Origin of the sequence: Sporolactobacillus spathodeae (assembly GCF_016908935.1) — a bacterium.
GTDB classification, from domain to species: Bacteria; Bacillota; Bacilli; order Bacillales; family Sporolactobacillaceae; genus Sporolactobacillus; species Sporolactobacillus spathodeae.
Genome location: NZ_JAFBEV010000004.1, coordinates 151671 through 172170, shown reverse-complemented (window position 1 = coordinate 172170; position 20500 = coordinate 151671). Strand labels below are relative to the sequence as shown.

The following is a 20500-nucleotide window of genomic DNA, read 5'->3' as shown; positions in this document are numbered from 1 at the left end:
ATGAGTCCGCTATTTGGTGGCGAATCAGGCGTGATGTTCCGCCATATAGGCTTCGATTTCGTCCGTCGTCCGCGGCAGGCCGGTTGTCAGCACGTCGTGGCCGCTATCGGTCACGAGAATATCGTCCTCGATGCGAATGCCGATACCCTCCTCGGGAATGTAGAGTCCGGGTTCATTCGTGATCACTTCACCCGGAGTGAGGGCGATGTCCCGATAATTGCCAACATCGTGTGTATCGAGACCGAGCGAATGGCTGACGCCGTGGAAATAGTACTTGCGGATTTCCTCCGGCTTTTCAATCAGACCGATTTTTAGCAATTCCTCCGTGTAAAATTGAATGGTGAACGCATTCAATTCTTTAAAAGCGACCCCAGGCTTGATCTTATTCGTCACTGCCTGGTTGCAGCGCAGGACAATATCGTAAATCGTTTTCTGACGCGCAGTGAACTGGCCATTCACCGGGAACGTGTAGCTGATATCACCGTTATAGAATTGGTGCTGTGCCCCGAGGTCAAGAAGGACCAGATCGCCGTCATGCGCCGTTCCGGTATTCGCGGAATAGTGAAGCACGGTGCCGTTGAAGCCGCTGGCAAGTATCGTTGGAAAAGCAAACTCTGTGACACCTTGGCTTTTCAATGTAAAATTAAAATAAGCTTCGAGTTCGTATTCCCGCATTCCCGGTTTGGCATGGCGCAGCACATTTTTAATGCCGTCCGCCGTGATTTTTCCTGCCTCGCGTATGATTTCGATTTCTTCCGGTTCCTTGATTACGCGAATATTGCTAATCACTGGATAGAGATTATGAATGGTTAAGTAGGGATAGACAACAGCGGCTTCGGCCGCAAATTTATTCGCCGGTTTCGCGGTGAATTCCCATGACTTTGCTTCAAGATCGAGATAAAGATGTTTATAGACGCGGCTATCAAACTGGCCGCGGATATAGCTGTCGAATGTGTCAAGCAGCTCAATCGATTGTACCCCTGAAACTTCCTGCGCCTGATCGGGCGTGATCGTTTCACCGACCCAACGAGCCATCCATGGATCGGCGCGCTGAATAAACAAGGTTTCCTTAATTTCACCGTTGAATTTCTCTGCGGCGAAAATTACTTTGGCTTCAGCGATGCCGGTCATATAATAGAAATTCCGATTCGGATAGAACGGGTAGCTCTCGTCGGCCGATTGATGTGCCGCTTCTCCGGCATAAAGCAGGATCAGCGATTGATCTTCCATTTTTTGATAGAGTTTCCTGCGATTGCGAGCAAAAAAACGTTGATCCATAACCATCCTTCTTTCTATGAACATTCCTTATCATTCTAGCACAGTTGGCTGATGAGAAAGGACATTAAAAAAGACAGGCTGCTGTAGCGCCTGTCTTAATGTTGTTTTTTCAGCGAAAGTACTTTAATGAAAAATTGAAGATGGCCAACGACGTTTCGCCGCCACATGCGCCGCGGTTCAAGTGCCATGCGGAACAGCCATTCAAGGTTCAGCCGTCGCATCAACTTCGGCGCACGCGGTTTCATGCCGGAGGCGAAATCGATATAGCCGCCGACTGCAACCCGCAGCGTTGGCTTTAATTCCTGCGCATGTCTGGCGATAAATTTTTCCTGAAGCGGCATGCCCATGCCGACGAGCAGAATATCCGCCCCAGACTGGTTAATCGCAGCAATGATTTCCCTCTCGTCTTCGAAGTAGCCGCTGCGACAACCGACAATCAACGATTCAGAAAACTGAGCTTTCAAATGATCAGAAGCGGTACGAACGGCGTCCTCTGTCGCTCCAAGCAGAAAAACGGACGTCCCGTTCATCGCACAGGTTTGGAGCAGGCGTGGGATCAGATCCGTTCCATTCAAATTCTCTTCCAGGCGGATGCCCCAAAGCTTTGCGCCAAGCTTAACGCCCAAACCGTCATTTAGCAGCAGGTCCGCTTCATTAAGAATAGACAAGTAATCAGCATCTTTCTGCGCAATATTGAAAGCATGGTCATTTAGAAAAAAAAGATTTGTTTTTTGCTTTAGTTCGAGTCTATGCTGCAAGTCATCCAATACTTGGCGACTCGCTGTGTAGGTATTCACTTGGATATTTCCAAGCCATTGTTTCTCGTTCACAAAAATCCTCTCTTCGCTACTTTATTTCCCTATTATAGCATGTCCGAATGCGTTCTATACGGTAACTCAGCAGGGAACACCACACTTTTTCATAAGTAAAGAATGTATAAGATTTTGCACAAAAAATGAGCGAAGGCGCGAGACGCCTGCGGGAAAAGCGAGTCAAGTGAGACCCCGCAGATTCTAGCTTGTCTGAGGAGGCTCACGGATCGCCCGCGGCAAGCGAGCAGCTAGAGCGCAATTTTGCAAAAAAGGACTTGGCTAAGCCAAGTTTTTCTCAAAAGATAAGAATGTATAAGATTTTGCACAAAAAATGAGCGAAGGCGCGAGACGCCTGCGGGAACAGCGAGCCAAGTGAGACCCCGCAGATTCTAGCCTGTCTGAGGAGGCTCACGGATCGCCCGCGGCAAGCGAGCAGCTAGAGCGTAATTTTGCAAAAAAGGACTTGGCTAAGCCAAGTTTTTCTCAAAAGATAAGAATGTATAAGATTTTGCACAAAAAATGGAGCGAAGGCGCGAGACGCCTGCGGGAAGAGCAGGACATGGAAGACCCCGCAGATTCCAGCCTGTCTGAGGAGGCTTCCGTCCTGCCCGCGGCAAGCGAGCAGCCGGAGCGCAATTTTTTACAAAATAAGACCAGGCATCGCCTGGTTTATCTGAGTCTGGTTTGGATCATCAAAAAAATACCGATATTTGTCCGCTAGAAAAAAAGTATTGTAAACTATTTGTAACGATTAATAAGAGAGTTGCTGATTTTCGTAAAGAAAACTGTGGCGTTCTCGGGACAATGTGCTATAATTTCCTTTAAGTAAACGAACATTAGAGATTACTAATGTAAGAATGTCTGTGATTCGACTCATTTTTCGCAAATGAGCGCAAAATCTGGAGAAGAAGGCGGGCTAATTGATGATTTATTTGACTTTTGTCATTTGTTTTGTGGCGGCGGTCGGGCTGACGCCTCTCGTTAAGAAACTGGCACTCCGGATTGGTGCAACGGATGCGCCGAACGCACGCAAAGTACACAAGAAAATTATGCCGCGTCTCGGCGGCTTGGCTATTTATCTCGCATTTGTTATCGGCATGCTGATTCTTCACCCAGACAGCAGCTATACCCTGCCGCTTTTGGTTGGCAGCGGTATTGTCATCTTGACTGGTGTGCTTGACGATATCTTTTCCCTACCAGCTAAGGTTAAATTGGTTGCGCATTTCTTTGCCGCATTGGTGATTGTCGAAGGCGGCATCAGCATCTCGTTTATCAATCTTCCTTTTAATGGTGTTCTGTATCTGCATTGGCTGAGTGTTCCACTGACACTGCTATGGATTATGGGGATTACGAACGCAATTAACCTGATTGACGGACTGGACGGGCTTGCGGCTGGTGTTTCATGCATCGTGCTCTTGACAATTGCCGGTCTGGCTGTGACGGAAGGCAATATGTTTGTCTTCTCCGTCTGCGCTGTGATGCTCGGCAGTACCCTTGGTTTTCTGCCGTATAATTTTCATCCGGCGAAGATTTTCATGGGGGATACAGGGAGTTATTTTCTCGGCTATATCATCTCTGTGCTTTCCTTGCTTGGATTCAAAAATGTGACTTTATTTTCGATTGTCATTCCGATTGTGATATTGGCGGTGCCGATTTCTGATACGTTGTTTGCGATTATCCGCCGTTGGGTGAATAAGCAGCCGCTGATGGCACCGGATCGCTCGCACCTGCATCACTGCTTGTTGCGCTATGGTTTCTCGCAGAGTCAGACTGTTGTGTTGATTTATGGCATGAGCGCTCTGTTCGCACTCGCAGCCATTCTGCTGTCGACATCGACTTTGCTCGGCTCGCTGTTAATAATTATTGCAGTCATGGTGATTATCGAGCTGCTTGTGGAAGGCGTTGGGTTGATCAGTATCAATTACAGACCACTGCTTAATGCCTATAAGCGCCTGTTTAGCATGAGCAAGGTAAAATAATAAGACACGGGATAGGATTGGTTCGTACGCCGGATTCAGAAAGTGAATCCGGCGTTTTTCGATCCATTTGAAAGTGGGCGCCAATTACTAGAAGAGCGACGCCAATTGTCGGAAGTGCAGTCTCGATCGCCAGAAGAGGCTGCTTAATTGCCAGAAGAGAGCGCCCAATCGCTGGAAGTGGGTGGCCAACCGCCAGAAGGCGCAAATCACCAGAAGAGCGACGCCAATCGTCGGAAGTGCAGTCTCAGTCGCCAGAAGCGCTTCGCTTAATCATTAGAAAAACGCATGAACATAAAAACAAATCCCGCTCCAGAGTTTTCGGAAGCGGGATTTATTGCAGTTTTTGATTACGGATTTTGTGAGGTTGCGGCACTTGATGAAGCACTTGGTTCTGATGAAGTAGCACTGCTTGGTGCGGCAGCACTTGATGAATTAATAGAACTTGATGACGAGTCGCCGCTAATCGTGCTATTACTATCGGTCAGACCTAATTGTTGATGCAGCATATGACTGATTTTGGCCAAGTAGTTGTCGTCGAGTTTGAAGTAATAGACGCCAGTGCTCATATCATCGCTGCCTTTCAATTGCAGCGTTTTGATGCCGTGCAACGCGCCAGCGTAATTGCGTAGGCTGAGCAATTGACCGAATGTCAGGTTCGTTTCAAAGTGTCCATTCAACGAATCAATAACTTGACTGTATTTGGTAATTGAAGAAAGTTTCGTTGCTTTGCTGATCATCGCTTCAATCACAGCCATTTGCCGGCGCCCACGGCCAAAGTCACCGCCGGCTCCAGGCGATTTACGGTTACGAACGTAGGCGAGGGCCTGTTCGCCATTCAGCTTGTGCCAGCCTGGTTCAAGAACGATGGCATGCTTACCCGTTTGATCCTTGCTGTTCTGTGTCACAAGTTTCACAGGCACTTTGACATCGACACCGCCAAGTGAATTGATGATTTTGACAAATGAATCGAAATCGACTTGAACGTAATAGTCAACGGGAACATTGAACAGATGCTCAACGGTCGCTATCGTAAAATCTTCGCCATGTCCGTTTTCAGCATCGCCATAAGCATGGGCATGGGTGATTTTTGAGATCCCAAAATTGCGCTGATGCGTCGGATCGATAATTTGAACCTTTGAATCACGTGGGATGCTGACGAGTTTCACTTTTTTCGTTTTGTGATTAAAGGTAGCCAGAATCAACGCGTCGGATCGGCTGGGGCCTTTTTGACGCGCATCGATACCCATAAATAGAATTGTAAAATTATCTTTAACGGGGTCGACTTTTGCCGCACGAAGATTGGACTTATCGCCGCGAACCAAGCTTTTTTGCGCATGATTCGCCAGGTTTTCCAGCTTCTTTGTCAGATAATAGCTGTAAGCAGCGCCTGAACAAGCGAGGATGAGCACAATGGCGAGGACAATATAGAGTATCTTTTTTAGCCGTTTGCGCTTTTTTATCTGCTGCTCTGTTTTCCTTGTTTGATCCATATGAACCGATTCTCCTTCACTAGCTAGACATTCATCTGTTATGTAATACGGATAATAATGCGGTGTCTCTTTGGCTTTTTCAAGACAGAGAGTATAGCGCCTGGCAAAATCTGAGCAAAAGCCTTATACATATATATATCTATTTATTTTACAAGAGACAAACCATCTGAGCAATGTGAAATGGGAATAAAGTCGCCTCGAGGTAGGGCAATTTAGCGGAATCAATTCAGATTGAGTTCAGAAGGAGCAATTTCTCTGGATCGATAGGCCTCGCTTTGCTTGGTCAAGAGCGCCTGACCATTTGTCCAATCGGCAATCTGCTTTTGAAAAGCCTCGTCTTCGTTCTGGCGTGTACTAATCGCATAGTCGACCTTGTCGGAAAATGTCATATTCTTAATAATATATGGCGATTCTCGCAATTTATTATCAAGTGATCCTTGAAGATGATAAGCGACGGTCAATTGCCAGAAGGAGGCAGGCACCTGTTCAATAATTCCAGCGGCGAGAAGACCGGCACGGGCGCTATGGGCATAGGCCCGAATCAAGCCGCCCGCTCCCAATTTGATGCCGCCGAAATAGCGCGTCACAACGATTAGCGTGTTGCAGATCTGGTGGCGTTTCAACACTTCAAGAATCGGCACTCCAGCCGTACCGCTCGGTTCGCCGTCATCCCCTGCTTTCTGGATTTCTTGCTTCAGACCGAGGGTATAGGCGAAGCAATGATGGGTCGCTTTCCAGTCTTGCTTGCGCCTTTCCTCAAGGAACCGCTCGGCTTCTGTTTCATCTGAAATTGGAAAAGCGCAAGCGATAAACCGTGAACGACGGATTTCCATTTCGGCTGTTCCTTTTTCACTGATGGTTAGATAACCAGTCAGAGACATTTTATCCATTCCTTTCATAAAAATGAGGCCTTTCTTCTAATGATAATTGTACGGGTCATTGGGCGATTCGACAAGTTTCCGCAAAAATCTTTCTCCACCTCAAGATTAATTTTCGATGACAAAGCGATTATCTTATCATAAATCCTCACTCAATTGCCTGAGCATTTAGTATAATAAACTTAATATTCCGTGCAGATGAGCAAAATAAATCAGAATAGAATACCTGACGGCTTTAACGTCAGTTCATCGTTATCCTCGAAGATCCTGCACTGAAAGTCTTGGGCTTAAACCTAACACTTAAAAAGTTCCCAAATTTTGAAAAGGCTTGCGATTTTATTAAAATAAGAGTGAGTAGACGAATATGGCGCTTGAACAGCTTCTAGTCGTTTCTTTCGCGCTTTTTTGATGTGGGTTGGGTAGATGAGGGCTGAATATTGGTTTTTAATGGTAATATTTACCCTTGTAAAGCATCTGATGCCGTTGGACAATGGGAGTAGACAATTATTGATGAATTGAGGCTATCGCACTAGAGACGTTTAGGCATAAGGTTTCTAGCGCTTGAAGGCTTGTTTCGCTAGAGTGAGTGATGGAGGGAAAAAATGTCAGCCGGCAGCAAGATTAATCCTTCGTCTTTAGACGTAAAACATTTAGATAAAATAATCAAGAAAATGATTGCCAACGTCAATGACACGAAAACGCAGATTTTCGAGATCGGTGAGCAGTCTCGGAAAGAGTATGACACGCTGATCGGTGAATTAAAGCAGGTCAAACAAGAATTATCTGAAGTCATTGATCGCAGCGATCAACTTGAAATTGAAGCGCGGAAGTCAAGAGGCCGTTTAGCTGAGATCAGCCGGGCGTTTGACCGGTACGGCGAGCAGGATATTCGCGATGCTTATTTGCGAGCCAATACGATTCAGAACGATTTGTCACTGATCAGGCAAAGGGAAACACAGATGAAAGCGCGGCGCACGGAATTGGAACGCCGGATCGTTCAGCTTCGCGCCACGATGGATAAAGCAGAGCGACTGATCGGCCAGGTCACCGTTGTTTTAAATTATCTGACGAGCGATTTAAAACAGGTGGGCGAAGCGGTTGCCTCTGCTCGGGAACAACGGGCGCTCGGTTTGAAAATTATCGAAGCGCTTGAAGAAGAGCGAAAACGGCTATCCCGTGAAATCCACGATGGCCCTGCGCAGACTTTGGCACAAGTTTTGGTGGGCATGGAAATTGTTGATCGCGTGGCTAAAAAAGAAGGAGAAAAGGCCGCTCGTGAAGAATTACGCAAATATCGCGGGATGGTTCAGAATGCGCTTGCTGAGGTTCGACGCATTATCTATGACCTTCGACCGATGAGTTTGGATGATTTGGGGCTGATTCCAACACTTCAGAAATATTTTCACCGGCTGTCACAAGATTTTCCGGATTTATCGATTAATTTTCAATCCGTAGGCGAAGAAAAAAGACTTCAATCGAAAATTGAGAGCGCCCTTTTTCGAATGCTCCAGGAAGCCGTCCAGAACGTCTGCCTGCACGCAAAAGCAAAGTATGTGACCATTCGGCTCGAATACCGCAAAGAACGTGTCTTAATTCTTGTCAGGGATGACGGCGTTGGATTTAATCAGGACGAACCCAAGGAAAATAGATATGGCCTGATTGGCATGAAAGAACGTGCGGAATTGCTGAATGGCGATCTTGTGATTCGCTCGGAACCCAATCAGGGAACATCTATATTGATAAATATCCCCTTTCAAAAAGAAGACGAATGGATTTACTGAAACTTGAAATGATTTGATGACTGACGGATGTGTGCGCGTCCCGAATTTTTGGCACCGCCGGTCAACATTAAGAGAGGTGAGCACACTGTTGCAATCTGGGACATCACGAGCGCAGCCGCCGTTAAGGATGGCGCAATTCTTGCTTGTGACAATGCAGCAGGCGAATAATGACAAACAGTCGGCCACAGATAACAACAATTGCACTAATCGATGATCATCGGTTGTTCCGTGAAGGCGTGAAGCGCATCTTGGATATGGAAGACGATTTCCAAGTTGTTGCCGAGGGTGATGACGGCAGCGCTGCCGAACGCTTAATCGAGCAAACCAAGCCAGACGTCGTGCTGATGGACATCAATATGCCGAAGATGAACGGTGTCGAAGCGACACGGCAATTAATCAAAAATCATCCAGGACTGAAAGTGATCATTCTATCGATTCATGATGACGAGAGTTACGTGACGCATGTCTTGAAATCTGGTGCACTCGGCTATCTGCTGAAAGAAATGGATGCCGACTCGATGATTGAAGCCGTGCGAATTGTGGCGCAAGGCGGTGCGTTTATTCATCCGAAGGTGACACATAATCTGGTCAATGAATTCCGAAGGCTCGCGTCGAAAGGCTACGCGAGCGAGCCGTCCGGATACCGCGACCTCGAATACCGACCGCCACTACATATTCTGACCCATCGCGAATGCGAAGTGCTGCAGCTGATGGCGGACGGTAAGAGCAATCGCGCGATTGGCGACCACCTGTACATCAGTGAAAAAACAGTCAAAAATCACGTCAGCAATATTTTGCAGAAAATGAACGTTGATGACCGCACACAGGCAGTTGTCGAAGCGATCAAAAACGGCTGGGTTAAAATTTATTAAAAAGAACGCTGCCCTCGGACGGGATAGAAACAGCCGAGGTTCGAGGACAGGCGAATCTGCTCACAAATTAAATCGGCTTGAAAAAAGACTGCAGGGTTTCATACCTGCAGTCTTTTGCACATCAGAGGGGTGTTTCGTTAGTTAAGGACGCGATTCGTTAGTTAAAGCGCGGATTCGTTAGTTTAAGGCCTGATACGTTAGTTAAAGCGCGGATTCGTTAGTTTGAGTACTGGTTCGCGAGTTTCGGTATGATTCCGCTGGGTCAAGAGCATCATCTGAGCCTTCCCGAACTTCGACGGACGAGCGGTAGGAACTGGAGATTGCTGCTTTTTCAGGGCTGCCCCTTTTTCAAAAATTAAGAAGGAGTTTTGCAACGCAACGTAGAAATAATAAGCAACAGGTTTATCGAATCAGACACCTGTTTTATTTTCCCCCTTTTTGGCTGAGTGTCGAATCAGTCCCCTTTAAAAAATTTCTGATTTTTTCCGCTTTGTTTTTACATGACCTTCCCGAACCCGTGAGGCTATAACTGTCTGAATCCGCTTGGCGCCTGCTTAACTTTTTACTTTTCCTGCAGATCTTACTTCGAAAGAAGGTTGGCCCACGATGATCGTGCATGAAAAAGTACAGGAGCAAACCGATTTTTTCTCACCGAATCCGGATATTCAACAATTTTTGTTTGGAAAAGAGTATCGACTTGAGGATTTACCCTTTTCAAAAGCCATCGTTCGCGAACATATCGCACATGGTTTTATTAAAGTGAAGCCAGGGATTGAACCGGTTCGTTGCGGCGTTTTCACGCGCTTCATCACACAGAAAAAATGGCATTGCAATCGTTGCGGCAATGAAGATCCGCGCGCATTTGCTCGTTGCCGGATGAAGGGTTGCGACTGTGTCTATTGCCGCCATTGTCTGAATATGGGCGGTGTGATTCGCAGCTACGGGCAACTTGCTTCTTGGGCGGGTCCGGAACCAGCGGCGCGGATCCAGCCGTGGGGGCATGACGCAAAATTATGCGCCTGGCAAGGTTCACTTTCCGCGCAGCAGCGATCGGCTTCGGAAAAGCTGGATCAGGCGCTGACCGCCGGCCGTTCGTTCTTGATTTGGGCGGTGGCTGGAGCAGGAAAGACGGAGTTGCTATTTCCGGCGATTGAACATGCACTGCTCGCAGGCAAGCGTGTCGCTTTGGCCACGCCGCGGACCGATGTCGTTAAAGAACTACTGCCGCGGTTTCGGGCAGCTTTTCCGCCGGTGCCGATCAGCGCATTGTACGGTGGCAGCGAGGAGAAAGTGCCCGGTGCGCCGCTGGTACTTGCGACGACCCATCAGCTCATCCATTTCGTTGCCTATTTTGACTTGATTTTTATCGATGAAGTGGATGCCTTTCCATTTCATACCGATCCGATGCTTCCGTTCGCGGTAGAAAAGTCGACTCGATCAAACGCGCCGATTGCTTATTTGACAGCGACGCCACCTAACAATCTGTGCACCGCGTTCGCGCGCGGAAAAATAGACGGCGTACGTATTCCTGGCAGGTACCATGGCTTTCCACTACCGACTCCTGAATTCCGTTGGATTGGCAATTGGCGGACTGCGCTGCACAAGCAGTTTCTGCCGCATGCCTTTAAAAAATGGGTCGCTGAGAAAATGCGAGCCAAGGTTCAGCTGTTCCTGTTTGTTCCGTCGCTGGCAATTGTCCACGCGCTCACGGAACTTCTGCAAAGAGAGGGCTTCGGGCGGGTCGCCGGTGTTCACTCGGAGGATCCCGACAGGCATGCTAAAGTAGCCTACTTCCGCCAGGGGAAGCTCGATATCCTTGTGACGACGACGATTCTCGAACGCGGCGTCACAGTGCCTGGCGTCGAAGTTGGGGTGTTTGGCGCCGACGACTCGATTTTCGATGAGCGGGCGCTTGTCCAAATTGCCGGGCGGGTCGGGCGATCAGCGAATCAGCCGAGTGGTGATGTGCTGTTTTTTCATAACGGACGCACATTGCAGATGCTGAAGGCGCGCCAGCACATTGAAATGATGAACCAAGAGGCGGGCCATGTCCGAGAATAATTGTTTATATTGCCGGAAAGACCGTCATCTAGCGCTGACCTTTGCCCGTCTGCTTGCGCCGTCTGATCCGCCGGGGTTCTGTTCTGAATGCCAAAGCAAATTCGCGCCAATCGACCCGGAGATGCGCTGCCTGGGTTGCGGACGCGATCGGCGCGGGCTTGATCCTGAATTTTGTCGCGACGGCTATTGCAGCGATTGTCTCCTCTGGAGACAGTCGCCGGCGGATAAGTATTTTGGCCACAATGAAGCGCTGTTCAGCTATAATGACTGGATGAAAGAGGTCTTTACTGCTTTTAAATTCCACGGCGATGAACGGTTGGCGGAAGGATTCCGGGCAGAATGGCGAGCGGTGTACGCGCGCAGCATAGGCAGCAGTTGGCGCGGGCGATGGGAAAATTTTCTGAACAATAAACAAAGAGCGGAACCGCCGCTGCTGCTTCCGATTCCGGTAAGCACGCAGCGTCTGGAAGAACGGGGCTTTAATCAGTCGGAATTGCTTGCCGCAATGCTCGATGGCGAAGTGATTCCAGCCTTGCTTCACGATGGGCAAAATCGCAAGCAAAGCAAGAAGCGTAAGTTGGAGCGAATGAATATGACAGACAATCCCTTTCGATTAAATCCGAATTACGCGGCCAGGCTTTCAGGAAAGCGACTGCTGATCATTGATGATATTTACACAACGGGCGCGACACTAAGAAAAGCCGCGGCTGTCCTTGCCGCGGCTGAGCCGGAATGTGTGGATTCCCTGACGCTGATTCATGGCTGAAGGACGTGCCGTCTTACAGTCCAGGAAAATCGTTATAGCTAATTGCCTGACTGCCCATTTGCTTCCAAGCTTTTATAAAATTTGTTTTGTCGGCCGAAGCATTTTTCTTACCGAGCGGATTATTGAAGAAAACAGAATGGCGATTGTAACCGGTCAGTAAAACTGCATGTTCATAATAAGTGACGCGGATGGGTCCTGATTTGGTTTGCCACGTTTGAAAGGCCGAGTCGCTGAGCGGGCGAAAAGTGATATTGGTGATCACAAGCACAGGCTTGCCTTCACTGAGTTTGCGCTCGATTGAGGCGAAGGACTGACCGCTCAGATCGGCAACGCGATCGGGCAGATAGCGACCAGCGAGATGGGCGATCGGCTTATGATAGACGCCGTATCCCGGTTGGTCACTATCATACATATCACCAACAAAGCCCTTCTCTGGATCGCCATATTTCCCGCGGGCGGCATAAGGTACCTTTTTAATTTCACTTGCTAACTTCATTTTGCTGACTTTCACGCCTGCATTTTGGAGCAACATCGCTAGCGACGTGACTTCACAGCCGCGCGGCAATTCCGGTTTTTGCAGCAAAAGTGGGACATCAATGGGACGGACTTCTGCCGGCAGCCGATCGGAGGTAGCACCAATCGTCTGGTTGGTTTCACTCCAGAGTTGGCGGATCGCGGTCAACGCTTCAACAGGTTGAATTTTATTTTCATGCATATAGAGACCGGCAAGAATTGCGGCGAGAAAAATGTCAAGCCCAAGGAACCACTTGAGCCAATGTGTTCGACTGGCTTGCAATCGTGTCAACTCCTGCTCAGTAAATCGTTTGTAAATTTTATATCAGCGGGAACAATGAATTCATTTTTTCCAAATAAAAATTTTTAAAAACAAGATTCGCGCGGTCGGTGTCTGTTTTGCCTATAATGAAGGTGAGTGTCCGACAAATTGATGCAAACGAACGCCTCCTATTTGGCATTTTAACATAGATAAGCATCAAGCCGGGGGCAAAACGTGCCAGTCTTGTGACGTCAATCGCCGCATTTGTTGTCCATTCTTTGAAACTATGCTTAAAGTTGCGGGACAAAGAGCCGATAGTTTAACAGCGAGTATTTTTGGGAAAATGGAAAGGGATTGATCAGGATGGCAGAACTTTCAAATTGTAAAAATTGTGGCAGAGTCTTTGTTCGCGTTGCATCGCCGTATTGTCCGGAATGCTTGAAGGAACAGGACCGGCTTTTTGATTTGGTTTATAAATACATTACGTCAAAAGAACACCGGATGGCGACTGTTCCGGAAGTTCATGAAGAGACGGGGGTTTCCGCCGATTTAATTTATCAATGGGTTCGCGAAGGACGGTTAACCACATCAATGTTCCCGAATCTTGGTTATCCATGCAAATCATGCGGCACCTTGATTCAGACGGGGGTTGTCTGCGAATCATGTCGGACGAAAATCGAGGGCGAGCTGCGTCGTGCTGACGAGGAGAAAAAAGTGTCGCAAAAAAATCAGGAGAGTATCACTTACCACACGAGAAATTCGCGCTTCTGAACCTGAATTAAACATGGAGAACCGTTGATCCGATATAATAAGAAGAGACGCGTGATGCACGGCAGCAACTTGAACGATTGAAGGACAGAAGAGGTGATACAGATGAAAATTGACCGTTATCAGCCGATTCAGCAGACGTACGGCATGTATAATTCTCACAAATCAACGGAATCCCAGAGTAAGGCGGCTTCCCATACAAACGATAAAGTAGAAATCTCAGCGGAAGCCAGGCATATGCAGGAAGTCGGCAAAATGGATGAAACGCGTAGCAACAAGGTTGAACAGCTCAAAGCGCAAGTTCAATCGGGAGACTATCATGTGGATGCAAAATCGATCGCAGCGAAAATGTATGCGTACTGGAACAAATGATGGAAGCAAGCGATGAAATCAAGTGGGGAAGTGGCAAAATGTCGACCCAGTCCATGAAAACGATCGTGCAGCAACTCATTGATCTGCATGTTCGGTTAAGCCAATTAGCCGCCGAGAAAACAGAAGCGATTAAAGCGGGGGATGTTTCGGCGGTTGATAAATTGACGAAGCAGGAGATACCCTTGGTCGAAAAGCTTCAAGAAACGGAACGGTTACGCAGCGAAGAAACGGCGCGTCTGTCATCAGGGGATTTGCGAGCAGACGGGACATTCAGAACATGGATCGCTCGGTTTGTTCCAGAAGACGCCCGGATGGAATGGGACAACCTTTACAAGCAGCTTAAAGACGCGGTTTACACTTTAAAAAAAGCCAACCAGCTGAATCAAGAGATGCTGGCTCAGTCGCTTCAATTTGTTCGTCTTAATTTGAACTTATTACAACCACAGCCGCTGCAGCCAGCAGGCTACGGTCATCGCGGTGGCAAACAGCCATCGGCGTTCAGCAGACGCATCGATTCGCGCGCGTAACAGAGGGGAAGGACAAGCTCAATGATTCCGATTTTTTCAAGTCTCAACATGATGCAGCGTGCTCTGGAAGTCAACCAGGAAGTCATTCAAACGACCGGAGACAACATCTCAAACGCCAATACAGACGGCTATTCCAGACAGCGCGTCGATCTGACGACTTGGACACCGTTCCCAGCTTCCGGGATCAATGCGGCGCGAGGGGCCGGTCAAATCGGCACCGGTGTGACCGCGGGATCGATCAGCCGGATCCGCGACACGTTTGTTGACTTGCAAGTGAGGGATAATACGAATCAGAACGGTTATTGGTCGGCAGTCAACGATGCCTACAGCCAGATGGAGAATATTGTTAACGAGCCTTCGGATAGTGGGATTTCAACGGTATTGAATAATTTTTGGCAATCGCTGCAAGACTTGGCGTCTAATGCGGGAACGAGCGGGACCGGTTCGGTTGTACTGCAGAATGGCGCAGAGGTTGCTGATACGTTTAACTATATCGCGGGCTCACTCGGTAAGGTTCAGAACAACATCAGCGATCAAATCAATGAAAACACATCGCTTGTAAATAATTATGCGGATCAGCTTACTGCATTGAACAAGCAGATTAATAATCAAGAAGCGAATGGTTTTCTGCCCAACGATCTGTATGATCAGCGCGATGCGATCGTCGACAAACTCTCGGCACTGGTGAACGTCAAGGTGACAACCACTCCGAGCGGCGGCAATCCGGTAGCTGGCGCGGTCGGCCGGTATTCAATTGAGTTGGTTGACAAGGACGGAAAGTCGTACGTGCCGTCCGCCACGCTTGTGGATGGACAAAATCTGACAAACAATCATCTGCAAACCACACAGTCGACTGACATGAACGGCAATCCTCAGGTGGCTGTTACACTTGTTGATAATTCTGGAAATACGCTTCCGGCCTCTGGCTCCGCAAATTTAAACAATATGTCCGGCAAGCTTCAGGGGGAAATCGATTCCTATACGGTGGATTTCCCGGCAGTCATGAATAGTCTGGATAATATGGCGCAAACGTTGGCGAGTAAATTTAACGCGGCATACGCGACAAGTGCTGGCGGGTCGAGCAAGGGTGAAGCTTTTTTCCTTGGGGATGGAAGTGGCAATAGCGCTGGGACAGTGACTGCTGCCAATATTCATGTTAATGCCGATTTGAAAGGCAGCGATGTGACGGCAAATGTAGCCAGTGGCGCGAGCGGCGATAACACGTCAGCGATTGCGATGGCCGATGTGCTGGCAACGAACGCATACGACATCGATGGAAACGGTTCGTCGGCCACGTTGCAAAATTATTTGGAATCTTTGATTGGCCAGATTGGCGTGAACGCGCAGTCAGCGGACCAATTTTCAACGAATACTAATTCACTCCTGACCGCCGCACAGAACCGCCGGTCATCGATCAGCGGCGTTTCTACGGACGAAGAACTGACCAATCTGATCCAGTATCAGCAATCCTATGCTGCCTCGGCAAAGGTTGTCAATACGCTGGATACGATGCTCGATACAATCATTAATAAGATGGGAGTGTAACGTGATGCGTGTGACGCAAAGCATGATGGCCAACAGTTTGCTTCAGCATATATCGGACGGTTATTCGAAACTGGCAGATTATCAGAACCAATTGTCAACGGGTAAAAAAATCACGAAGCCTTCGGATGATCCGGTTGTCGCTACGATGGGCATTGCTTATCGGACAGACGTCAGCCATGTGGAACAATATCAGAAAAACGTCACGACTGCGCAGAAGTGGATGGACAGCGCGGACTCTGCATTGTCCGATGTCAATGATGTGTTGCAGCGCGTGCGCGAATTGACGGTCGAAGCGAGTAACGGGACGTATACATCCGATCAACGAGCGGCCGCTCAGGCGGAAGTCAATCAATTGACGCAGCAGCTGGTGACCATTGGCAATACACAAGTCGGCGGTCAATATATTTTCAGCGGCAGTGATTCAGCAAATCCGCTGCTGACCAGTACATCGGGCACCGTGACGGCAAATACAACGGCACTCAGCAATCCAGATGTCTCTTTGGATGTCAATGATGGGATTAAGATGTCGATCAATGTGCCACCAGACGCAGTTTTTACAGCGAACGGATCGAACGGTTTGTTTGACGATCTGGCTTCGCTTCAGACGACACTAACTACCGGCAGCAGTTCGGATATCAGTGCATATCTTTCGAAAATTGACACGCATTTGGATGCCGTGTCGTCGGCTCAGGCGGACTTAGGCGCTAAAGAAAATCGGATGACGATGATCAGCAATCGGCTTAGTGATATGAAAACGACGGCGACTAAAGTCATGTCTGATAATGAAGACGCCGATTATGCGGAAACCATCGTCAACCTGAACCAGCAGCAGAATGTGTATAACGCCTCACTCTCCGTTGGCGCCCGCGTCATCCAGCAATCGCTTGTGGATTATTTAAAATAATTTCAGGTGAGGAACTATGGGAAGTATGACGCCGCATCTTGAGATGCATCAAGTTTTCGGACAAATAAAAATAGCCACCCAAAATGCCACGCAGTCGATCCGCCAGCCGAAAGCCGAGCAATCGATCGAGCAACCGAAGGCGAAAATGACGATCACGCGGCAACCAGCAATAATCGCGATCGATCAGTCGGCAGGCTGGAACAATATGGATCTAAAGTCTGCCAGCGTGCGAATCCGCGAGGCGGCTGAGGCAGGCAGTCAAGCAGTGCTCGATGGGATTGCGCGCCGCGCGGAAGAGGGACAGCAATTGCTTCAGCTGGGCAAGAATAAGGGGCAGAATATGTTTGCTCGCTTCGCAGCCGATCATGTAGCTGACGCCGTGATTGGCACACGCTATTCGACCGGAACGACGCCAGCGTCTGAAGCTGTTCGCTACCAAGTTACACCGGCAGAGTTATCGGTGAATTGGCAGACGTTTCAGCCGCAGGTATCGGCTGTGACTCACGCGCCGGAAATCAACGTATCGCCGGGACAGGTCGATGTGTCCATGGCGCGCTATCCATCGCTTGATATTCAGGCTGTCGGTTTATATGTTGATCAGAGAGGATGATTTGCTTTGAAGATTCAGACCAAGTATTTCGGTGAACAAGAAATTTCAGAATCCGATATTCTTTCTTTTCCTTCTGGATTGCCGGGTTTTGCTCAGGAGCGGCGTTTTATTTTGCAGCCGTTCAGCGAAGTATTCTCCATTCTCCAGTCGCTCGATCAGCCGCAGCTCGCTTTTGTTGTGACTTCACCTTATCTCTTTTTTGAAAATTATACGCTGGATCTGCCGGATGTCTTCGTGCAGCAGTTGTCGATTGAAAAGCCGGAGGACGTGACGGTGTGGGTGATTGTCAGCGTCCAAGCCCCGCTGTCTGAATCCACAGCGAATTTAAAAGCGCCAATCGTGCTCAATATGCGGCAAAATTTGGGTAAACAATACATAGCGGAACAGTCCACGTACTCGCTGAGAGAGCGTCTCATGATGCAATCTTTAGAAAAAAGGGCGTGATTGGATGCTAATTCTGACACGCAAGTTGGGTGAGTCGATCAAAATTGGCGATCAGATCGAAGTGAAGATTGTCGCTATTGAAGGCGAGCAAATAAAGCTCGGAATCGAGGCGCCGCGCGCGATTGATATTCACCGCAAGGAAGTCTACGAAGCGATCCAAAAGGAAAACAGCCAGGCAGCGACAAATGCGTTAAGCACCGATTTGCTGCGCGCGATGCAAGCGGTGAAAAAAGGTGGCAGCGCGAATCGCACTGCAGAAAATGAGGCGAAAAAATTAAAATAAGCGTTTTTTGTTCGAATCGTTTTATTTTATTTTTCGTGCAAACGATTACATAATTAAAAATAACGAGTTGATAAAAACACGGATTAACGGAAAGCTTGCTATAATATAATGGTTCCCAGCAGGAATTGCTGTAAATCAGGACACAAGGATGTGGCAAAATGGCGTTTTCCCATTTAATCGAACAAAAAGCATTTTATCATGATTTCCAGCCGATTTTTGATCTGACAGATGAGCAGACGGTCGGCTATGAAGCATTGTTTCGTTCGGGGGCATATGCGAATCCGGAATCTGCCTATCATCACGCGATCGAAAGCAATTTGCTCTATGAGCTGGATATCAGTTCGATTGATGCGGCCGTGCATAGTTTTTTAAACGCGCAAGCCGACGTTCGGAACAAGAAATTATTTGTTAATGCTTATCCGTCGACCATCCTTCATCCCGAATTTACAGAACGCATGATCGAAATTCTCAATCGTTTTCCAGCAGGCAGACAGTCGCTTGTACTGGAGATTATTGAGAGTGAAGAAATTAAGAATTTCAAACGGTTGGGCGAGGTTGTACGGACACTGAAACAGAAAGGGCTGCTGATTGCCGTTGACGATTTCGGAAAAGGCGGAGACAATATCAACCGAACGATTGAAGTCGACGCCGATTATATTAAATTGGATCGCTATTTCTCGATCGATTTGCTCCTTTCAGAAAAAAAACAGGCCTATGTCTCGTTCATCGTTCAATATTGCGCACAATTCAACATCAAAGCGATTCTAGAAGGTTTGGAAAAGGAAGAGGATATCAAACGCGCGAAAGGATTGGGTATTCATTACGCGCAAGGCAATCTACTTGGCAAACCGCAGCAAGTCGATGACATTTGCGAATGCGATCCATGAATGGCCAAATAGTTGACGATTGGATTGGCAAGTTGTAAACTGATTAACAAATGAATAGATCTTATCCAGAGTGGTGGAGGGACCGGCCCTATGAAACCCGACAACCAGCATGCGTCCATGTATGGTGTTAATTCCGTCAGACAATGTCTGAGAGATAAGAGATGACGACGTAACCAATCTCTTCTCGAACAGAAGGGATTTTTTGTTATATTCTTTTATTTCTCGGATTCTATAGAATCACGCAAAGGGGTGCGAGAATAATGACCATTGATCAGCTGGAAGCTTTTTTGGCGGTGATCGATAATAATAGTTTTCATCTTGCTGCAGAGGAGCTGTATTTGTCGCAGCCTTCTGTCACGTCACGAATCAAGGCACTGGAACGGGAACTGAACGCGGAACTCTTTATTCGCTCAGGACGCGGCATCAGTCTGTCTGATTCCGGCATCCGTTTTATGCCGTATGCCAAACGGATGCTGCGGACGTATAAAAAAGCGCGGCTTGTCCTGGAGGGCTGAAGCGGAAATTATTGGTGCATAGGCAATAGCCGTTGACAGTTTTACAGAACGAAGGTAAACTGTAACAAAATAAATAACGTTAATCGTTCTTTTTCGCAGACTTTCATTCACGCGGTTCGGATGCAGGTGCTAGGAAAAGCATCGTAACTTTTGAAAAAGGCTATATTTTTGTTTCATGTTGTTTTTCTGAAAAAAAGGCAATGCTCAGGAGCCTCGTGACGGCTGGGTTGATTAGCCACGAGACTTTTGGCAAGCAAACACATAGCCAATCAGTGATGAGAAACAACAGTCGACTTTAACAGAGCCTTGGGAGAAAATTAAGGAGGTCGTGGCATGAACACGAGAGAAAAGAAACGTTTACTTGATGATTATCTCGATCTCTATCGCATCGCGAGTTCGATGAACGATAGCGATTGGCAGATTGATATAAAAAGAAAACTCGTTGCCATTCTTGAAGGCAAAGACTTGTTCGGCGAACAGAAAAGAGAATTACAGCAGCAATTTATCGAGATTAATCGGCAGATTCTGCTGATCTTTCAGAGAATGCATCGCGGCGAAGATCAGGACAAGGGCTTGTCTCTGAAACTCTTCGCTTTGAAGCAGCGCCGTTTCGAACTCAGCCGCGAGATTGATCAGATTAAAACCTTTCAATAATAGGTAAAGCCGCGCGTCCCGAGCAAAATCGGATGTGCGGCTTTTTTGTCGCATGGAAGCGGGAACAGGGCGATGATTGAGCAGAGAGGAGGTCGTAATTAGACCGAATCGGGAAAAAGTTAGGCCGAACCGAAAAAGTTAGACCGAGGGCGTGAAAAGTTAGGCCGAACCGAAAAAGTTAGACCGAACCGAAAAAGTTAGGCCGAACCAGGCAAAAGTTAGGCCGAACCGAAAAAGTTAGGACGACTCAGGCAAAAGTTAGGCCGAACCGAAAAAGTTAGACCGAAGGCAAGAAAAGT

General features: G+C 47.9%; 22 protein-coding genes and 1 riboswitch. Of the genes, 17 read left to right on the top strand and 5 right to left on the bottom strand.

What is annotated here, in order from left to right:
- Window positions 1-24: 24 nt before the first annotated feature.
- Window positions 25-1278, bottom strand: a complete 1254-nt coding sequence (locus JOC27_RS03480; RefSeq protein ID WP_205005611.1) for an aminopeptidase P family protein — start codon at window positions 1276-1278, stop codon at window positions 25-27.
- A 95-nt stretch (window positions 1279-1373) separates the two neighbouring features.
- Window positions 1374-2108, bottom strand: coding sequence for a WecB/TagA/CpsF family glycosyltransferase (locus tag JOC27_RS03475; RefSeq protein ID WP_338062762.1), 735 nt, complete (start codon window positions 2106-2108; stop codon window positions 1374-1376).
- A 490-nt stretch (window positions 2109-2598) separates the two neighbouring features.
- On the opposite strand from JOC27_RS03475, the gene JOC27_RS03470 reads away from it, so the two are divergent.
- Together JOC27_RS03470 and JOC27_RS03465 are read left to right on the top strand one after the other, a co-directional pair.
- Complete coding sequence (locus JOC27_RS03470) at window positions 2599-2811, top strand: hypothetical protein (protein WP_205005610.1); 213 nt, start codon at window positions 2599-2601, stop codon at window positions 2809-2811.
- Between the two features lie 202 nt (window positions 2812-3013).
- Window positions 3014-4069, top strand: a complete 1056-nt coding sequence (locus JOC27_RS03465) for a glycosyltransferase family 4 protein (RefSeq protein WP_205005609.1) — start codon at window positions 3014-3016, stop codon at window positions 4067-4069.
- 347 nt (window positions 4070-4416) lie between these two features.
- On the opposite strand, the gene JOC27_RS03460 is transcribed toward JOC27_RS03465, so the two are convergent.
- Both JOC27_RS03460 and JOC27_RS03455 read right to left on the bottom strand, forming a co-directional pair.
- A complete protein-coding gene (locus JOC27_RS03460; RefSeq protein WP_205005608.1) occupies window positions 4417-5559 on the bottom strand; it encodes an LCP family protein in 1143 nt (380 codons plus the stop codon).
- 221 nt (window positions 5560-5780) lie between these two features.
- Window positions 5781-6458: a YigZ family protein gene (locus JOC27_RS03455; RefSeq protein WP_239529484.1), complete on the bottom strand. Its 678-nt coding sequence runs from the start codon at window positions 6456-6458 to the stop codon at window positions 5781-5783.
- A gap of 581 nt (window positions 6459-7039) precedes the next feature.
- Between JOC27_RS03455 and JOC27_RS03450 the strand changes: the two genes are divergently transcribed.
- From JOC27_RS03450 to JOC27_RS03435, 4 genes are all read left to right on the top strand, one after another.
- Window positions 7040-8218 (top strand): sensor histidine kinase, encoded by a 1179-nt coding sequence (locus tag JOC27_RS03450; RefSeq protein WP_205005607.1) that lies wholly within the window; start codon window positions 7040-7042, stop codon window positions 8216-8218.
- A gap of 167 nt (window positions 8219-8385) precedes the next feature.
- On the top strand, window positions 8386-9090 hold the full coding sequence (locus JOC27_RS03445; protein WP_205005606.1) for a response regulator: 705 nt from the start codon (window positions 8386-8388) through the stop codon (window positions 9088-9090).
- 606 nt (window positions 9091-9696) lie between these two features.
- Window positions 9697-11151, top strand: coding sequence for an ATP-dependent helicase ComFA (locus tag JOC27_RS03440; RefSeq protein ID WP_205005605.1), 1455 nt, complete (start codon window positions 9697-9699; stop codon window positions 11149-11151).
- Window positions 11138-11917, top strand: a complete 780-nt coding sequence (locus JOC27_RS03435) for a ComF family protein (RefSeq protein ID WP_205005604.1) — start codon at window positions 11138-11140, stop codon at window positions 11915-11917. The genes JOC27_RS03440 and JOC27_RS03435 overlap by 14 nt, the downstream gene beginning before the upstream one ends.
- A 13-nt stretch (window positions 11918-11930) precedes the next feature.
- On the opposite strand, the gene JOC27_RS03430 is transcribed toward JOC27_RS03435, so the two are convergent.
- Complete coding sequence (locus tag JOC27_RS03430) at window positions 11931-12713, bottom strand: C39 family peptidase (protein ID WP_239529472.1); 783 nt, start codon at window positions 12711-12713, stop codon at window positions 11931-11933.
- Window positions 12714-13055: 342 nt separating this feature from the next.
- On the opposite strand from JOC27_RS03430, the gene JOC27_RS03425 reads away from it, so the two are divergent.
- From JOC27_RS03425 to JOC27_RS03375, 11 genes are all read left to right on the top strand, one after another.
- Window positions 13056-13463 carry a TIGR03826 family flagellar region protein gene (locus tag JOC27_RS03425; RefSeq protein WP_205005603.1) on the top strand — a complete coding sequence of 136 codons (408 nt, stop codon included), beginning with the start codon at window positions 13056-13058 and terminating at the stop codon, window positions 13461-13463.
- Between the two features lie 102 nt (window positions 13464-13565).
- Window positions 13566-13832: a flagellar biosynthesis anti-sigma factor FlgM gene (gene flgM / locus JOC27_RS03420; protein ID WP_205005602.1), complete on the top strand. Its 267-nt coding sequence runs from the start codon at window positions 13566-13568 to the stop codon at window positions 13830-13832.
- Between the two features lie 38 nt (window positions 13833-13870).
- On the top strand, window positions 13871-14359 hold the full coding sequence (locus tag JOC27_RS03415) for a flagellar protein FlgN (RefSeq protein WP_205005601.1): 489 nt from the start codon (window positions 13871-13873) through the stop codon (window positions 14357-14359).
- Window positions 14360-14380: 21 nt separating this feature from the next.
- Window positions 14381-15904 (top strand): flagellar hook-associated protein FlgK, encoded by a 1524-nt coding sequence (gene flgK / locus JOC27_RS03410; RefSeq protein WP_205005600.1) that lies wholly within the window; start codon window positions 14381-14383, stop codon window positions 15902-15904.
- Between the two features lie 4 nt (window positions 15905-15908).
- Window positions 15909-16808: a flagellar hook-associated protein FlgL gene (gene flgL / locus JOC27_RS03405; RefSeq protein WP_205005599.1), complete on the top strand. Its 900-nt coding sequence runs from the start codon at window positions 15909-15911 to the stop codon at window positions 16806-16808.
- A gap of 16 nt (window positions 16809-16824) precedes the next feature.
- Window positions 16825-17418: a DUF6470 family protein gene (locus JOC27_RS03400; protein ID WP_205005598.1), complete on the top strand. Its 594-nt coding sequence runs from the start codon at window positions 16825-16827 to the stop codon at window positions 17416-17418.
- 6 nt (window positions 17419-17424) lie between these two features.
- Entirely contained in the window at window positions 17425-17862 is a 438-nt protein-coding gene (fliW, locus tag JOC27_RS03395; RefSeq protein WP_205005597.1) for a flagellar assembly protein FliW, read from the top strand.
- Between the two features lie 4 nt (window positions 17863-17866).
- Window positions 17867-18145 carry a carbon storage regulator CsrA gene (gene csrA, locus JOC27_RS03390; protein WP_205005596.1) on the top strand — a complete coding sequence of 93 codons (279 nt, stop codon included), beginning with the start codon at window positions 17867-17869 and terminating at the stop codon, window positions 18143-18145.
- A 158-nt stretch (window positions 18146-18303) separates the two neighbouring features.
- A complete protein-coding gene (locus tag JOC27_RS03385; protein WP_205005595.1) occupies window positions 18304-19032 on the top strand; it encodes an EAL domain-containing protein in 729 nt (242 codons plus the stop codon).
- A 58-nt stretch (window positions 19033-19090) separates the two neighbouring features.
- Window positions 19091-19193, top strand: a riboswitch (SAM riboswitch).
- A gap of 99 nt (window positions 19194-19292) precedes the next feature.
- Window positions 19293-19547 (top strand): LysR family transcriptional regulator, encoded by a 255-nt coding sequence (locus JOC27_RS03380; protein WP_205005594.1) that lies wholly within the window; start codon window positions 19293-19295, stop codon window positions 19545-19547.
- 333 nt (window positions 19548-19880) lie between these two features.
- Complete coding sequence (locus tag JOC27_RS03375; protein WP_205005593.1) at window positions 19881-20201, top strand: hypothetical protein; 321 nt, start codon at window positions 19881-19883, stop codon at window positions 20199-20201.
- Window positions 20202-20500 lie beyond the last annotated feature (299 nt).

Excerpts from the sequence above, each read along its gene's own strand:
- JOC27_RS03415 (WP_205005601.1), top strand. The coding sequence starts at position 13,871 with ATGTCGACCCAGTCCATGAAAACGATCGTGCAGCAACTCATTGATCTG.
- JOC27_RS03450 (WP_205005607.1), top strand. The coding sequence starts at position 7,040 with ATGTCAGCCGGCAGCAAGATTAATCCTTCGTCTTTAGACGTAAAACAT.
- csrA (WP_205005596.1), top strand. The coding sequence starts at position 17,867 with ATGCTAATTCTGACACGCAAGTTGGGTGAGTCGATCAAAATTGGCGAT.
- JOC27_RS03480 (WP_205005611.1), bottom strand. The coding sequence starts at position 1,278 with ATGGATCAACGTTTTTTTGCTCGCAATCGCAGGAAACTCTATCAAAAA.
- JOC27_RS03400 (WP_205005598.1), top strand. The coding sequence starts at position 16,825 with ATGGGAAGTATGACGCCGCATCTTGAGATGCATCAAGTTTTCGGACAA.
- JOC27_RS03435 (WP_205005604.1), top strand. The coding sequence starts at position 11,138 with ATGTCCGAGAATAATTGTTTATATTGCCGGAAAGACCGTCATCTAGCG.
- JOC27_RS03380 (WP_205005594.1), top strand. The coding sequence starts at position 19,293 with ATGACCATTGATCAGCTGGAAGCTTTTTTGGCGGTGATCGATAATAAT.
- JOC27_RS03385 (WP_205005595.1), top strand. The coding sequence starts at position 18,304 with ATGGCGTTTTCCCATTTAATCGAACAAAAAGCATTTTATCATGATTTC.
- flgL (WP_205005599.1), top strand. The coding sequence starts at position 15,909 with ATGCGTGTGACGCAAAGCATGATGGCCAACAGTTTGCTTCAGCATATA.
- JOC27_RS03375 (WP_205005593.1), top strand. The coding sequence starts at position 19,881 with ATGAACACGAGAGAAAAGAAACGTTTACTTGATGATTATCTCGATCTC.
- JOC27_RS03445 (WP_205005606.1), top strand. The coding sequence starts at position 8,386 with ATGACAAACAGTCGGCCACAGATAACAACAATTGCACTAATCGATGAT.
- JOC27_RS03460 (WP_205005608.1), bottom strand. The coding sequence starts at position 5,559 with ATGGATCAAACAAGGAAAACAGAGCAGCAGATAAAAAAGCGCAAACGG.
- JOC27_RS03455 (WP_239529484.1), bottom strand. The coding sequence starts at position 6,458 with ATGAAAGGAATGGATAAAATGTCTCTGACTGGTTATCTAACCATCAGT.
- JOC27_RS03440 (WP_205005605.1), top strand. The coding sequence starts at position 9,697 with ATGATCGTGCATGAAAAAGTACAGGAGCAAACCGATTTTTTCTCACCG.
- flgM (WP_205005602.1), top strand. The coding sequence starts at position 13,566 with ATGAAAATTGACCGTTATCAGCCGATTCAGCAGACGTACGGCATGTAT.
- JOC27_RS03465 (WP_205005609.1), top strand. The coding sequence starts at position 3,014 with ATGATTTATTTGACTTTTGTCATTTGTTTTGTGGCGGCGGTCGGGCTG.
- flgK (WP_205005600.1), top strand. The coding sequence starts at position 14,381 with ATGATTCCGATTTTTTCAAGTCTCAACATGATGCAGCGTGCTCTGGAA.
- JOC27_RS03425 (WP_205005603.1), top strand. The coding sequence starts at position 13,056 with ATGGCAGAACTTTCAAATTGTAAAAATTGTGGCAGAGTCTTTGTTCGC.